The sequence below is a fragment of the Clostridium sp. UBA7339 genome (assembly GCF_002470865.1).
GTDB lineage: Bacteria > Bacillota > Clostridia > Clostridiales > Clostridiaceae > Clostridium_J > Clostridium_J sulfidigenes.
In genome coordinates, this window is sequence record NZ_DKPI01000010.1 from 104,101 (window position 1) to 118,862 (window position 14,762).

The window sequence follows — 14,762 nt, forward strand, 5'->3', positions numbered from 1 at the left end:
TAGTTATAGTATGAATGTATATTAAAAATGTTATTAAATAGATTATAGTTGAACTTCTAATCTATTTAACTTTGCAATAACCTTTACCTCTTTAGGATGAGCTGTTTCTGTACGAACCATATTTTTATTACTTATTATTAAAACTTTATTACTATCTAGCTTCTTTAACTGTCTTATCACTCTTTCTCCATTTACATCCATGAGATATATCTTATTATTTTCTATTTCAGAAGTTAGGTTAGCAAATGCTAAATCTCCTTGACAAATTCTAAATCCTAATAAATCATCGTTTTCAATTTTAATATATAGCACCTTATCCTGAGCATATCCTTCTATTTTATTTGATATAACAGGTAACTCTTTTTTTCCTATAGGCTTGTTTAAATCATAGCTATAAATTCCTACAGACTTAAGAACAGAACTAAATGCATCATTCCATACTTCATTTATAGTTTCTTTTACTTTATTACCCTTCGCTACATTATGTGTCTTTAAATTACTTTCTGAAGATTTTCTTTCTTCATAAGCTATATTATCAAACAGCGTAGTCATTTCTGCAAGATCTCCACCTAAAACCTTACCTACTCTTTCTATAAACTTTTCTTCTACAACTTTTCTTCCATTCTCAACATCATTTATATAGTTTTCTGATACTCCAAGCTTCTTAGCAAGTTGCTTTTGAGTCATTCCCTTAGCATTTCTTCCTTGTTTAATTCTTTCTCCAACAGTACTCATTCTTAATTATCCTCCCTGTATCTCCTTAATCTAAATAGAAATCCTCTAGTCCTAGAGGATTTCTAAATTATTAGACTTAAAAATTATTTTTGATAATATTGTCTCTCTTTTACTAAATGATCTATCAATTCATGAAGAGTCATTTTAACAGAATTGGGTGTAGTAGACGCTAATATTGGTTTTGCACCTAAAACTTCTCTAACCTTTTTAACAGCTTGTTGAAGATAAACACCTAAAAATCCATTAAATATAATAACTTTTTCTTCAGGTAGTTTAGTATCACTATCTGATAAGCTCTCTTCTTTTAATATATGCTCTAAAGTATATTCTCCCATATTTTCATTTATTGATACACATGGTTTTATACATATATCTTTGAATTTTATATTTAGTTTATCTATCTCTTCATCATTAAGCCCATAAGCTATGATTAATCTATCTTTAAGTATATTCATATTAAATACCTTCCATTATAATTTTTCTGGTTCTCCGTAGTTTACATCAAAAGTTTCTACAGTTACAGATTTTATAACTTGATCTTCATATGGTCTATCTCTTCTATCTGTTTGAGAGCTTACTATTTCATCTGCTACATCTTGACCGTCTATTAATTTACCAAAGGCAGCATAGCTTCCATCTAGGTGTGGTGCATCTGCAACCATTATAAAAAATTGAGAACCCGCTGAATCTGGATGTTGAGCTCTAGCCATTGATAAAACACCCTTAGTATGTTTTAAATCATTTTTAAATCCATTTCCACTAAATTCTCCTTTAATTGAATATCCTGGTCCGCCCATTCCTGATTTTTCTGGACAACCGCCCTGAATCATAAAACCTGGTATTACTCTATGGAAAATTAATTCATCATAAAATCCCTTATAAGCTAAGTCTATGAAGTTTTTTACTGTATTGGGAGCTATTTCAGGATATAATTCCGCCTTCATTATTTTTCCGTTTTCCATTTCAAAAGTTACTATTGGATTCATACATCTTCCTCTTTTCTTTCTTTATATTATTTATTCTTTAATTATTTTTATGTAATTTATTATACTGATGATAAACAGAGTTATTTGCTGTTTTTATCTGCATCAAGCAACTTATATGACAATTCTATTAAATTTTTATCATCTTTAGAATTATATATTTTAACAGTACCTTGTTCATTATTAGTATTTAATAAACCTTTTTGATCTAACTTACGCTTCAATTGTTTTACTGTTCCTAAACTACCATCTATAATAGCAACATCATCATTTATAACATTCACTAATGCTTCTTTAATAAATGGATAATGAGTACATCCAAGAACCACAGAGGACACTCTCTCTTTAGGTACATCTTTAAACCTATTTCTTAAATACCCCTCTACAACTTCACCCTTAATATTTCCACCTTCAATAATTTCCACCAGACCATCACATGGCATTGAAATAATGTCAGAAGCCTTATTATATCTTTCTCTTAGTTTACTAAATTTATTCTCAGATAAAGTCATTGGTGTAGCCATTATTACTATTATTCCGTTACCATAATTCTCTACTGCCGGCTTTAAAGCTGGCTCTATTCCAATTATGGGGATTTCTTTATAAATCCTTCTTAATTCATCGATTGCAATACTAGTAGCAGTATTACATGCCACTACTATAGCTTTCACATTCATAGAAATAAGCTTATCTACCATATTAAAGGTTAACTTTCTAACTTCCTCTGGAGTTTTCACTCCATAGGGTGCATTTAAAGAATCTCCTATATATATGTAGTTTTCTTTAGGTAGTAGCTTCACTGCTTCCTTTAGGACACTAATACCTCCAACCCCTGAATCAAAAAATCCTATACTAAAATTAGTTTTGTCCATACTTCATTACACCACACTACTTAGTTTTTAGATATTTCTTCATATATCCTATAACTATAATACTACAGCTAAAAGATTATTAAAAGTATGAGACATGCATTATGTAAAAATATAGTTAAAAAAGAGCATTGTTTATGACTAATTTAGGTCATCTTACAATACCCTTTCTTTAATTAATTTTACAGTATTCTCACTATTGTATTACTTCCTTAATCTTTTCTTTAATATACTCTATTATTTCTATATCTCCAATAGTTGCTTTACCATCCATTAAATCAATCTTTATTCTAAAGAAATTTATAACTAACTTATTTCCTGAGATTATATATTCATCAGAATGTAATGGTGAGAAAATAACTTCTACTTCATCATAATTATGTTTATTTTCTACCTTCTGAAATTCACTTGCTAATGAATCTAAATTTAATACTTTTAGTGGTGCTGCCATTGCATGTGTAAATTCTAAGTCTTCCATCATCCACATATTGTTATTCCAGAACTTCTTTTCTTTTTTAGTCCCATCAAAAGGCTCTCTATTTTTTATAGCGCTTAAAGCACGTCTTACAGATTCTCCATTAAATTCATCATCATAAGCAACAGTTAATCCTAGCATTTTTGCTACATCATAGAAAAATGATTCTGCAATGTTATCCTTTTCAGATGCTGCTTGCCAATAATAAAGCATTGCTTCTACTGCTTCTAAATTTAATCTCACTCTACTTAACATAAAATCTCTCCCTCTCATAATCAGATTAAACCAAACTTCACAGATAATTATACACCATGGCTTAGTAAGTTTCTACGGTTTACATTTTTCTTATTTGCATTACCTAAATGGCTTTTTAATCATATATTATATTAAACTCTTATAATTCAATAAGAATTCATTTTCAAGCGAGGTGAATTTCATGAAAAATGCATCAGTAAAAATCACTTTAAAGCTATTTATCTGTGGTGTGTTGTGGAGTATTCTAACTTTAGCTATATCAGGGATATTTACACCACTAACTAACTTTTTTTTTAAAGATATTATATTTGTAGAAGGCTTAATCATGTTATTAATGTCTATTACATCAGCTATAAACAGTAAATCTTTAGGTATGTCCTATTATATTTTAAATGAAATATATTCTAAATATATGGACAATAAAGCTTTTACAAAAGATAACATTTTTAATACCCTTAATAATATAAATTTCCATCTTTTCTTAAATTGGATTTCTATAGCTATAGGTGGCTTTATAAACATTCTGTTGATCTTTATTTTATAAGTATTATTGAGACTATAAAATAAAAAGGTAGAGTAAACTTAAATAAATTATTTACTCTACCTGTATTTATAAAAAATTTGTTACTATTTTAAGACTTACATAGGTGTTAGCTAGTAGACTTAATTAACCCTACAGCCTTCCCAATAATATAAGCATTATCCTCTTTAATCTCTATAGGATAGTATTTATCATTTTCTGGCATTAATACTGCCTTATTTCCTTTTAACCATAGCCTCTTAAGGGTAGCTTCTCCATCTATACTTACAGCAACTATCTCATTATGATTTGCCATAGTTTGCTTATTTATAACTATATAATCTCCATCTTCAATATTAGCATTAATCATACTATCCCCTTTAACCTTTAATATAAAAGGTTGTTGTACACCTTTAAGCCAATATATAGGAACATTAAATTGACCTTCTATTTCATCATTAATAGAAATAGGTTGCCCCGCAGCAATCTCATTGTACACTGGAACTTTATTTATTTCCTTATCTCCGATTATCTCACTAGTAGTGTTATGGTTTAAAATAACTTCATTATAACTACTAGTATCTATGGCAAAATCATGAGATATATTATGTTTTAAATCTACATATTTATAGGTTTCAATATATTCATTGTTTTTAACCATTTTATCTTCCTTCAACTCTTTATTAATTTGTTCTTCGATAGTTTGTTCTATAACTTTTTTAGTCACTTTTTTCTTTGATACTTTACTGCAATTAATAATCTTATATTTATTACTATCAAAAATAGTAACATCCTTATTTCGTTTAAAGTATTGGAGCCAAGGTTTTGGTGTGTCAATAGGATTAATATTTTTCACCAAAATAAAGTTACTATAAGTAAAATCTTTTAAAAGTCCACGAATAAATTTTACTTCTTCAATGGTTAACTGTTCTACATTATCTATTATTATATGTGCATACTTTAAATCTTTAAGCTTATCTATATTATCATAAACAATTTTAAACTCATCTATATAATCAATTAGTCCATTTTCATCCATGTAGTTACAATACCATAAATATAATTTATAAATAGCTTCTCTACTATTAGAATTCTTCCGTAATGAAAACCCTCTTTTTTTCCTATTTAAATTTTGATATTCTTCAACGGAGCTTATATTCAAATGTTTTATATAGAAAATTTCATCGAATAAAAAATCTATATTTTTTGTTAATATAACTTTATTTATTCTTCTTTCCTTCTGTCGCAATTCTCCAATTCCTTCTAAAATGAAAGCCTTTGTCACATCCTTATTGCAAAACCTTTTACCTTTCAACGGGTTGCTTGATGTTATATACTGGAAACATTTATTTATTAATTGTTTTTTACTGCAGATCTCAACATTATTATTTAAATATGTAAAGAACGTATTATTTCTATTTACATCTAGTTTTGCCTCTTCTAAAGTATCCCCTAAAACCTCATTAGATATAAACAATATATTTTCATTTTCTCTAATGCAATAATTATCTTGTAAAAATATAGCTCTTGATAAAGCTGCTCTAGTTTTCCCTATACCTTCTTTGCCATTGATTATAAAAAATCTATTCTTCTTATCCTCTTTGAATTTACTTAAAGCCTGTTTAATATCCATAAAGTCACCTCCATTCACTGTCTATTCCACTAAAATATATAATTAATATATCTTCTTTTACTACATTTATAATATACCTCATATTATATCATAAACTCTCATATTCTTCCTAAAAAAATAGTAGGTCATCCCTACTTGTTAGACTAAAATGTAATAATGAGTTATAATGTTAAATAATAACATGTATTGGAAGTGATATATTGTCTAAAATCAAACTTAACTATATTAAAGAAGACTCTAAACGAGATAATGAAAGGGTACGTAACTTCAAGTCTATTAGACGGTTATTTGATATCAGACCTAAAACTGAATATTTTCTAGATGAACAAAGTTTCAATGATTTAGATATGAATAGAGTTTATGAAAATTTCGATAGAACCTATAGTAGTGCAGGAGAATCTGCTTTATATTCTATGATAAGGAATATTATTATAGATGAAAAAGAACTTAACAGAAGAAATAATATAATTAGCTTCTTTAAGGATAATGAAGATAAAAAATGCCAGGTTCAAATGCATTTTTTTAATATGGGATTCGATAATAAAGACTGTTTTATAGAAATGCTAGAAACATATCTTAAAGTTAATAAGAGTAAATATTACCTATATACTTTCTTAGGTAAATTTCTTCCTATATTAATAATACTTATATCTATAATGACCAAAAATCCTAAGTATATGTTTGGTTTTGCTATAATTTTATGGGTTAATGCATTTATAAATATGGCTGAAGCTAAAAATATTAAAGATAAAGGATTATTATACCTACGAAAAATAATTGTTGCTGCAAAAAAGTTGAAAAATCTTAATATTTCCGAACTTAAGGACTATAAATTGCAAATAACCAATATCCTAAACAATATAAAATCTATAGATAGGGGAACTAGACTTGTTGGATTTACCACCATGTTTGAAGGTTTCTTTGAGTTCATCTCTGTACCACTTTTATTAGAAGAAGCCGCTTACTATAAACTTAGTAGTGAACTTAAGGAGAAAAAGAATTACCTCTTAGACTTGTATTACTTAATTGGAGAAATTGAAGCTTTAGCATCTGTAGCAAGCTACCAAAGTGGACTTGATACACCATATACTAAACCAAAATTTTATCAGGAACTAAAGTTAAATATTTCTGAAGGAATTCATCCCCTTGTTAAGAATCCTGTTGCAAATTCCATTAATATTAATAAACATGGTATCATTCTTACTGGTACAAATATGTCTGGAAAATCAACTTTCTTAAGGATGCTAGGAATTAACATAGTATTTGCACAAAGTTTCAATTTTGTACTAGCTGAAAATTACGAAGCTAGCTTTTTCAATGTTGTATCTTCAATTAGTCCAAGCGATGATGTAAATGCAGGAAAAAGTTATTACATGGCAGAGGCTGAATCCATCCTTAGAATTATAAAAGCTACTGAAAAGCCTCTTCCTATTTTCTGTGCCATAGATGAAATTTTTAGAGGTACAAACCCTGTAGAAAGAATTGCTTCTTCCGCTGAAATTCTAAAATATATTAACTCTAAAAAAGCAATTTCTATAGTTGCTACCCATGATAGGGAACTAGCTGATATTCTTAAAGATTACTATGATTTCTTTTATTTCAGTGAAGATGTAAATAATAGCGAAGGACTTTCCTTTGACTACAAACTGAAACAAGGAGTATCTCAAACAAAAAATGCAATAAAACTTTTAAAATATATTGGATATCCAGATGAAATTATAGAAAATTCCTTTGAAAGAGCAAAACATATAGAAGGTTTTATATAACAATAAAACATGGGAGGACGCTAAAAAGTGACCTCCCATAAAATTTACCTTACTTTATATTTTATGTATATGCTTATTTACTAATTGTAAATCTGCTTATCTTGTCATCTTTCTAACTAAAGTAGATGTCAAAATTCCTATCATTATAATTCCTATAAGTATTTCTACGCTGCTTAGTATAACCCCCATTATATTATATGGCAATAAATCACCATATCCTACTGTAGAAAATGTAACTAAACTAAAGTGAATACAATAAATTATATTTTTAAATAGCATTTTAACAGAAAAATCACCTGCTAATCCACTAATTCCAATTACTCCGCTGGAGCAGTTTATACCAGTAATCATGTATAATAAAGCAAATATCAAAATTATAATTAAAGATAACATAAAGCTTCTATAAGGCTTTTCGCCATAACCACATACTATATTGGCTACAGAAGAATAAAATTTCTTTCTACCTTTAAGCGTCCTATGAAAAGCTAACTTACTTTGATAAAAACACCTACCATATCTTCCGCCTACATGATTTCTTAAATATTGTTCACCAAAATCCATGTAACTAAAACTAATGTTTAGATAATTACAATTACATATGCAATTACTTGATTCTTTATTATTTCTACAGGTATTATTTTTTTTCATATCATTATAGTTGAATTTTCCTATATAAGAACCATAATTAAGCTTAGTATAAGATTTCTCATTAATAAACTTTATATCCATGGTTCCTTCCATATCTTTTATTATGCAGTCCATTAAATTACAATTATCTATAAATCTAACCTCATCATAACTATTTCTTACAAAATTACAACCTTTCATAAAGCTATTTTTAAAATCAACCTTATATAATGAACATTCCTTTATATATAAAGATGAAAAATTACAATTATTAATATATATTTTGTCTAAAATACAATTATTAAACTCCAAAAAATTTCTTAAATTTATCTTTCCTCTAATAAATCTACAATTTATGAACTTACAATTAATAAATATAACATTTGAAAAGAAATTATTTTCAAAATTCATATTTTTAAATTCACAATTACTATAACTTACATCCTCTAACTTAATATTAATATAATCTAATTTCGTATTCCCATTAAGTTTTAAATTTTCATAATTAAATTTTAAGATTTTATCGTAATCAACGTATTTACTACATTTCACAGTATAATAACTACTCATATATACTCCCACCACAATTTTAATAGTATTATTTTATGGAAATGTATTTATTATATTCTCTAAGATAATAATAAATGTATTAATAATTAATACAATGTTAAAAATATTCTATTATCTATCTAATTTTCATGATATAATTATTCTGTCGATATATATACTTTCTTGGGATACTTGCTCAAATACTTTATTCCAAGTCAATTAAATATATTTTAAAATCAAGTATAGATATGTTAGGTGATTTGTATGAATGATAAATATGTACTCTCCTGCCAAAGAAATAAATTTATATATGTGTTAGTGAATTTAGCTTTAGGCATAGTTATGTCCTTTAACTCTATCACAGTTTTTGCTACGCCATCAAGTGATACTGATCAATCCCTTTTAAAGTATAAAGAGGTATTAATTTTATCTTCTCAAAGTGAAAATGAACTCTGGGAATCTTATCTCCTCGATAATCTCAAAACTTCACTAACTTCAAGCGACTTAAATATTCATACACGAACAGAATTCCTATCTATAACAAATGATGACAAATCCTATTTAGATAAGCAAGCTGACCTTTGGTCATTAAAATATGAAAATACTAAATTTGATTTAATTGTTACTCTTGATGATGAATCTTTAAATTTTGTAGGAAATTATTACAATACTCCCATGTTTAAAAATGTACCTGTGGTATATGGCGGTATTAATGATGTTAGCAAGCTGTCTTCCTATCCATTTAATAATTTTACTGGAGTAATGGAACCAGTTAATGTCCGTACCCTAGTTGATTTGATTTTACATACAAATCCAAATACTTCTGAAATAAATATTTTATTGGATAATACTATAGAATCTAAGTATATAGAAAACCAAGTAAGAGATACTATTCCCTATTATACTAATGTGTTAAGATTTAATTTTATAAAAAGCGATTATATTGATGATTTATGCTATAAATTATCTCAATACCCTAGCAATACACCTTCAATAATTGTTGGTAATTTCAAAGATACTTCCAACATTATAATTTCACCTAAGAACACAACACATATTATAAAAAACTATTCTAATGGTCAATTATATACTTTTAAGGAAACTTATGTTGGAAATGGAGCTATCGGTGGACATATATTATATGCAAAAAATCACAGCAAAATCATTTATGAAACTGCTATTCGTGTACTAAATGGTACAAAACCAAATGATATCCCAAGTATATACGATCCTGGTAGTACCTTGTTATTTGATGCATCAGAAGTAACAACAAATAATATATCTCGTTCTTCTCTTCCCGAGAATGTTGTATTTATAAATGATAGTTGGATAAATAAAGGCGTATCTCTAGGTATAGTATTTCTTTTACTTCTAATTTTGCTAGTATGCATGATAATGTTAGCTATTCAAACAATCCAAAAAACAAATAATGCAAAAAATATGATTGCTGCAAAAAAAAGATATGATGAACTTCTGATAAGTGATAAAATTAAAACTGAATTTTTAGCTAACTTTTCTCATGAAATACGTACTTTGCTTAATGTTATACTATCTGGGTTACAACTTTTAGATATATATAAAGATAACGGCAAACTTACTTTTGCTAATAAAGATGATGAAGTTAAACTAATATATATACGTCAAAATGGATTTCGACTACTTAAGCTTATAAATAATCTAATTGATATGACAAAAATTGATTCTGGGTTTTATCATGTAGAATTTGAAGTTAAGAATATAGTAGAAGTAGTAGAAGATATCACTATGTCTGTACTTGAATATGCATCTGCTAGAGGAATTTCCATAGTATTTGATACTAACGAAGAAGAGGTTTATATGCCACTAGATTCTGAAAAACTAGATAGAATTATATTAAATCTTCTTTCAAATGCTATTAAATTTACACCTAAAGGAGGATGTATATACGTAACTTTAAAATGTTTAAAACACTCCATATCTGTTTCAGTAAAGGATACTGGAATTGGAATTCCTAAAGATAAGCAAAGAAGCATCTTTGAAAGATTTACTCAAGTTAAAAATGAAAAATCTAAAAGTGAAGAGGGTAGTGGTATAGGTCTCTCTTTGGTAAAATCTCTAGTAGAACTTTTAGATGGTTCCATTATCCTTAAAAGTGAACCAAACAAAGGTTGTGAATTTATATTTACTCTTCCTATAAAGGAAGTTGATAGGGCCGCTTTAGATGTGGAAAATCATATATCACAAAATATTACTAATAATAGCGAGAAACTCATGGTAGAATTTTCTGACATAGACTCTAACATAAACATATAATAATATCATAGATTAAAAAACTCAGTTAACGTAATTATCATTACATTAACTGAGTTTATTTAATTTCAATAATATTTCAAATTACCTTACTCTATTTATAACATCTTGCACTGCAGAAGGATTTATGCCTCCTCCTATCTCGTATACTAAGGATGCTTGTTTTGTACTTAAAACCTGTTTTTGATTGTTACTTAGTTCAGTGTCTACAAGCACTATGGGTGTCTTTAATTTTGCCGCTAATGGACCTGATGTTAATGCATCTGCTAATACGTCTCCCTTAGTAACACTAATCCCAGATTGAACTGAGTTAGTATAAAACTTTTTAATCACAGCTGCATTTGTATCATATCTATTAATACCTGCAACTCTATTTCCACTTACATTTGAAGATGTTATGGAATTCACCTTAGATATTACAGAATCACCTATAATCCCTGTACCACCTATAAAATATGCATTTTGAAGTTTCTCTCCTTTTAACCATTCAAAAGAAGAATCTTTTAAAGAATTGGTTTCTGATAAAATTATTGGTTGTCTCTCTTCTCCAGCCTTTGCTGATATAGATAGGGCATCTGCTTCTCCATATCCATAACATATATAAGCTTTATTTGTATCAATTATAGTATCTAATCTTTTTGCTACTAAAAGAGATGTGTCATATCTAGTTGAACCACCTAATCTTTCAACTGTTATGCTAGATTTTATACTTTTGATTTCATTAATTAGCTTATCATAAAGTACTCCTTTTCCACCAATTAGAATTACTTTGGATGGATTTAATCTCTTTAATTCAGTTTTTGTACTTTCAGGTAAAGTGTCCGCACTTGATAAAAGTATTGGAGCTCCATAAGCCGATGCTAATGGAGTTGCTACAAGACCATCAGCATTTGCATAACCATTTACTAATAGCACAGTATTTGCGCTACTCCAACCTTCTTTACTTACCTTTACTGATGTTTCATATCTATTTAAACCCTTAAGTTGTTTATGTGTAACTTTATTTAACTGTTTTAATTTTGATTGAAGTGTACTATTTTCAGATATAAATTTTGCTCTAAAATATATATTTCCATCTACTTCTGAATTACCTCTACTATAATTTACTTGTTTTTCTATTTGATTAGCTACCTCAGTTTTAGAAACATCATGTCCAATATAAAGTTTAACATTAGTTCCCTTAACTTGCTTTGCCCACCAATCTACAAGGGTTCCATAGGGAGCTGCACTATTTTCAAAAGTCCAATATATCTGAGGATTTATATAGTCAACCCATCCATTCTTTATCCATGCTACAGAATCACAATATATATCATAGTAGCTTTGTCCACCATTTGTAGCTGAACCAGCCGGATCACTAGATGCATTTTTCCATATTCCTCTTGGACTTACTCCAAAGGATACTGATGAGTTTATACTATTAATTTTAGTATATACCTTCTGAATTAATGTATTGACATTAGCACGTCTCCAGTCATCTTTATTACTTCCATTACCATACTTACTGTAGCTAGTATCATCATTAAAAGATTTACTTGGATAGAAGTAATCATCAAAATGGATTCCATCTACCTTGTAATTTTTCACTACTTCAGCTACAGTTTCTACTAAATAATTTACCACCTGTGGATTGCCTGGATCATAATATAATGCATTGTTATAAGCTATAGCCCAGCTAGGGTTCTTCCTAGCCATATTATTTGATGCTAATGCATTTACGTCTGTACCAGAAGTCGTTATTCTATAGGGATTAAACCAAGCATGAAACTCCATTCCTCTTTTATGAGTTTCTTCAATCATAAATGCTAATGGGTCATATCCTGGATTCTTGCCTTGAGTTCCAGTAAGTATGTCAGACCAAGGATTAAGACTAGAATTATATAAAGCATCTCCCTTAGGTCTTACTTGTACTATAACACTATTTAATCCTGTTGCTTGTAGCTTGTCCAATAGTGTTATAAACTCTTGCTTTTGTTGAGCCTGATTATTTCTAGCACCAACAGTTGGCCAATCAAGGTTCCAAACAGTGCTAATCCATGCGCCTCTCATTTCTTTAGCATCTGCAAAAGCAGTTGTGTTCATAACAGCAAATACTAAAAACATGCCTAGTAAACCAGTTAATATCTTTTTCATACTTCCTCCTTTATTCTTATAAATAGTTTTTATACTTGTCCATGTATTATTATTAACGCCCTTATACTCTTAAAGTTTATATTAAATCCTAAAAGGTAACAGATAATTCATATATAAACAGCTTATGAGTATAACATTGGACTTTATAAAAAATACTACCTCTTAATTTTAAAATTAAGAGGTAGTATTTTTATTTTATTTTAAAAGAACTTTTTAGAGATACTATTCTGTTAAATACAGGTTTATCATCTGTAGAATATTTAGAATCCACATTAAAATATCCATGTCTAAAGAATTGGAAGCTTTCACCTGGTTTTACACCCTTCATATTATCTTCAACATAACCTTGTAATACTTCTAAAGAGTTTGGATTAACACATTCTAGGAAAGTTTTGTTTTCATCAATTTCTTCATCTTTTATTAAAGGCTCATATAGTCTAAATTCTGCTAGTATAGCAGAGCTAGCATCTACCCAATGTATTGTACCCTTAACTTTTCTACCTGTAAATCCTGTTCCACTCTTAGTTTCCTTGTCATAAGTACAATGAATCTCAACAACCTTTCCAGATTCATCTTTTATAAAATCATTACACTTTATAAAGTATGCTCCCTTAAGTCTAACTTCATTTCCCGGAAATAGTCTGAAGTATTTTTTAGGTGGCTCTTCCATAAAATCTTCTTCTTCAATATATATTTCTCTAGAGAATTGTACCATTCTTTTTCCCATGGATGGGTCATCTTGATTATTTTCAATCTCTAACATTTCAACTTCACCCTCAGGGTAGTTAGTTATAACCACCTTTAAAGGCCTGATAACTCCCATGGTTCTTGGTGCTTTAGTACTTAAATCTTCTCTAATAAAATGTTCTAATAATTGTTCATCTACAGTACTATCATTTTTTGCTACCCCAATTTCTCTACAGAAGTTTCTTATAGCCTCAGGAGTATAACCACGTCTTCTTAATCCAGCTATAGTTGGCATTCTTGGATCATCCCATCCATCAGCAATACCTTCATCTACTAAAGCTTTAAGTTTTCTTTTACTCATTACTGTATTAGTAATATTTAATCTTGCAAATTCTATTTGTCTCGGAGTACTTTCCATTTCACACGCTTCTACTACCCAATCATAAAGTGGTCTATGATCCTCAAATTCTAAAGTACAGATTGAGTGAGTTATGCCTTCAATAGCATCTTCTAGGGGATGTGCAAAATCATACATTGGATATACACACCATTTATCTCCTGTATTATGATGTGCTGTATGAGATATACGATATATTATAGGATCCCTCATATTTATATTTGGAGAGCTCATATCAATTTTAGCTCTTAAAACCTTCTCACCATCCTTAAACTCACCTTTTCTCATACGATCAAATAAGTCTAAGTTTTCTTCAACGGTTCTATTTCTGTAAGGACTTTCTTTTCCTGGTTCTTTTAAACTACCTCTATATTCTCTTATTTCATCAGGAGTTAAATCACATACAAAGGCTAATCCTTTTTTAATTAAGAGTACTGCCCTATTATACATTTCCTCAAAATAATCTGATGCAAAGTATAAATCATCCCAGTCAAATCCAAGCCATTTTATATCTTCTTTTATAGATTCAACATATTCAGTATCCTCTTTAGTAGGATTTGTATCGTCAAATCTTAAGTTTGTCTTTCCATTAAACTCATCTGCTAACTCAAAGTTTAAAACTATAGATTTTGCATGTCCTATATGTAAATATCCATTTGGTTCTGGTGGAAAACGAGTAATTATATTGTCATGTTTCTTGCTCTGTAAGTCATCCACCACTATTCTTTTAATAAAATTTGAAGATGTATTTCCTATATTTTCTCCCATAATAATCACTTCCTCTTATTATATTTTATTTAGGTTATTATCAAATAATTTAATATAATGGCATTCATATACCTTC

12 protein-coding genes are annotated in these 14,762 nt (G+C 28.6%); 3 read left to right on the forward strand and 9 right to left on the reverse strand.

Annotated features, from left to right (window positions below; all coding sequences use genetic code 11):
* Positions 1-42: 42 nt before the first annotated feature.
* From B2S02_RS11090 to B2S02_RS11110, 5 genes are all read right to left on the reverse strand, one after another.
* Complete coding sequence (locus B2S02_RS11090; protein WP_346848788.1) at positions 43-735, reverse strand: helix-turn-helix domain-containing protein; 693 nt, start codon at positions 733-735, stop codon at positions 43-45.
* Positions 736-818: 83 nt separating this feature from the next.
* The gene (locus B2S02_RS11095; protein ID WP_035134810.1) at positions 819-1,190 is read right to left on the reverse strand and encodes a DUF3783 domain-containing protein; all 372 of its coding nucleotides are present in this window, start codon (positions 1,188-1,190) and stop codon (positions 819-821) included.
* Between the two features lie 15 nt (positions 1,191-1,205).
* Positions 1,206-1,721, reverse strand: coding sequence for a peptidylprolyl isomerase (locus B2S02_RS11100; RefSeq protein ID WP_346848787.1), 516 nt, complete (start codon positions 1,719-1,721; stop codon positions 1,206-1,208).
* An 80-nt stretch (positions 1,722-1,801) separates the two neighbouring features.
* Positions 1,802-2,590 carry a glutamate racemase gene (murI, locus tag B2S02_RS11105; RefSeq protein WP_346848786.1) on the reverse strand — a complete coding sequence of 263 codons (789 nt, stop codon included), beginning with the start codon at positions 2,588-2,590 and terminating at the stop codon, positions 1,802-1,804.
* A 193-nt stretch (positions 2,591-2,783) separates the two neighbouring features.
* Positions 2,784-3,317: a hypothetical protein gene (locus B2S02_RS11110; protein WP_346876333.1), complete on the reverse strand. Its 534-nt coding sequence runs from the start codon at positions 3,315-3,317 to the stop codon at positions 2,784-2,786.
* A gap of 181 nt (positions 3,318-3,498) precedes the next feature.
* Between B2S02_RS11110 and B2S02_RS11115 the strand changes: the two genes are divergently transcribed.
* Complete coding sequence (locus tag B2S02_RS11115) at positions 3,499-3,861, forward strand: hypothetical protein (RefSeq protein ID WP_346876332.1); 363 nt, start codon at positions 3,499-3,501, stop codon at positions 3,859-3,861.
* Between the two features lie 106 nt (positions 3,862-3,967).
* Here B2S02_RS11115 and lexA read toward each other — a convergent pair whose 3' ends face one another.
* Positions 3,968-5,470, reverse strand: coding sequence for a transcriptional repressor LexA (gene lexA / locus B2S02_RS11120; protein WP_346879108.1), 1,503 nt, complete (start codon positions 5,468-5,470; stop codon positions 3,968-3,970).
* Positions 5,471-5,667: 197 nt separating this feature from the next.
* On the opposite strand from lexA, the gene B2S02_RS11125 reads away from it, so the two are divergent.
* A complete protein-coding gene (locus tag B2S02_RS11125) occupies positions 5,668-7,236 on the forward strand; it encodes a MutS-related protein (RefSeq protein WP_346920739.1) in 1,569 nt (522 codons plus the stop codon).
* Positions 7,237-7,332: 96 nt separating this feature from the next.
* On the opposite strand, the gene B2S02_RS11130 is transcribed toward B2S02_RS11125, so the two are convergent.
* Complete coding sequence (locus B2S02_RS11130; protein WP_346876330.1) at positions 7,333-8,433, reverse strand: ion channel; 1,101 nt, start codon at positions 8,431-8,433, stop codon at positions 7,333-7,335.
* A gap of 243 nt (positions 8,434-8,676) precedes the next feature.
* On the opposite strand from B2S02_RS11130, the gene B2S02_RS11135 reads away from it, so the two are divergent.
* Positions 8,677-10,704, forward strand: a complete 2,028-nt coding sequence (locus tag B2S02_RS11135) for a HAMP domain-containing sensor histidine kinase (RefSeq protein WP_346848781.1) — start codon at positions 8,677-8,679, stop codon at positions 10,702-10,704.
* Between the two features lie 81 nt (positions 10,705-10,785).
* Here B2S02_RS11135 and B2S02_RS11140 read toward each other — a convergent pair whose 3' ends face one another.
* Both B2S02_RS11140 and B2S02_RS11145 read right to left on the reverse strand, forming a co-directional pair.
* Complete coding sequence (locus B2S02_RS11140) at positions 10,786-12,834, reverse strand: family 10 glycosylhydrolase (RefSeq protein WP_346876329.1); 2,049 nt, start codon at positions 12,832-12,834, stop codon at positions 10,786-10,788.
* A 190-nt stretch (positions 12,835-13,024) separates the two neighbouring features.
* The gene (locus B2S02_RS11145; RefSeq protein ID WP_346848779.1) at positions 13,025-14,686 is read right to left on the reverse strand and encodes a glutamine--tRNA ligase/YqeY domain fusion protein; all 1,662 of its coding nucleotides are present in this window, start codon (positions 14,684-14,686) and stop codon (positions 13,025-13,027) included.
* Positions 14,687-14,762: the final 76 nt, after the last annotated feature.

What these genes read in the sequence shown, in the direction of transcription:
- B2S02_RS11115 (WP_346876332.1), top strand. Translation starts at nt 3,499, where the DNA reads ATGAAAAATGCATCAGTAAAAATCACTTTAAAGCTATTTATCTGTGGT.
- B2S02_RS11090 (WP_346848788.1), bottom strand. Translation starts at nt 735, where the DNA reads ATGAGTACTGTTGGAGAAAGAATTAAACAAGGAAGAAATGCTAAGGGA.
- B2S02_RS11095 (WP_035134810.1), bottom strand. Translation starts at nt 1,190, where the DNA reads ATGAATATACTTAAAGATAGATTAATCATAGCTTATGGGCTTAATGAT.
- B2S02_RS11100 (WP_346848787.1), bottom strand. Translation starts at nt 1,721, where the DNA reads ATGAATCCAATAGTAACTTTTGAAATGGAAAACGGAAAAATAATGAAG.
- B2S02_RS11145 (WP_346848779.1), bottom strand. Translation starts at nt 14,686, where the DNA reads ATGGGAGAAAATATAGGAAATACATCTTCAAATTTTATTAAAAGAATA.
- B2S02_RS11140 (WP_346876329.1), bottom strand. Translation starts at nt 12,834, where the DNA reads ATGAAAAAGATATTAACTGGTTTACTAGGCATGTTTTTAGTATTTGCT.
- B2S02_RS11110 (WP_346876333.1), bottom strand. Translation starts at nt 3,317, where the DNA reads ATGTTAAGTAGAGTGAGATTAAATTTAGAAGCAGTAGAAGCAATGCTT.
- B2S02_RS11135 (WP_346848781.1), top strand. Translation starts at nt 8,677, where the DNA reads ATGAATGATAAATATGTACTCTCCTGCCAAAGAAATAAATTTATATAT.
- murI (WP_346848786.1), bottom strand. Translation starts at nt 2,590, where the DNA reads ATGGACAAAACTAATTTTAGTATAGGATTTTTTGATTCAGGGGTTGGA.
- lexA (WP_346879108.1), bottom strand. Translation starts at nt 5,470, where the DNA reads ATGGATATTAAACAGGCTTTAAGTAAATTCAAAGAGGATAAGAAGAAT.
- B2S02_RS11130 (WP_346876330.1), bottom strand. Translation starts at nt 8,433, where the DNA reads ATGAGTAGTTATTATACTGTGAAATGTAGTAAATACGTTGATTACGAT.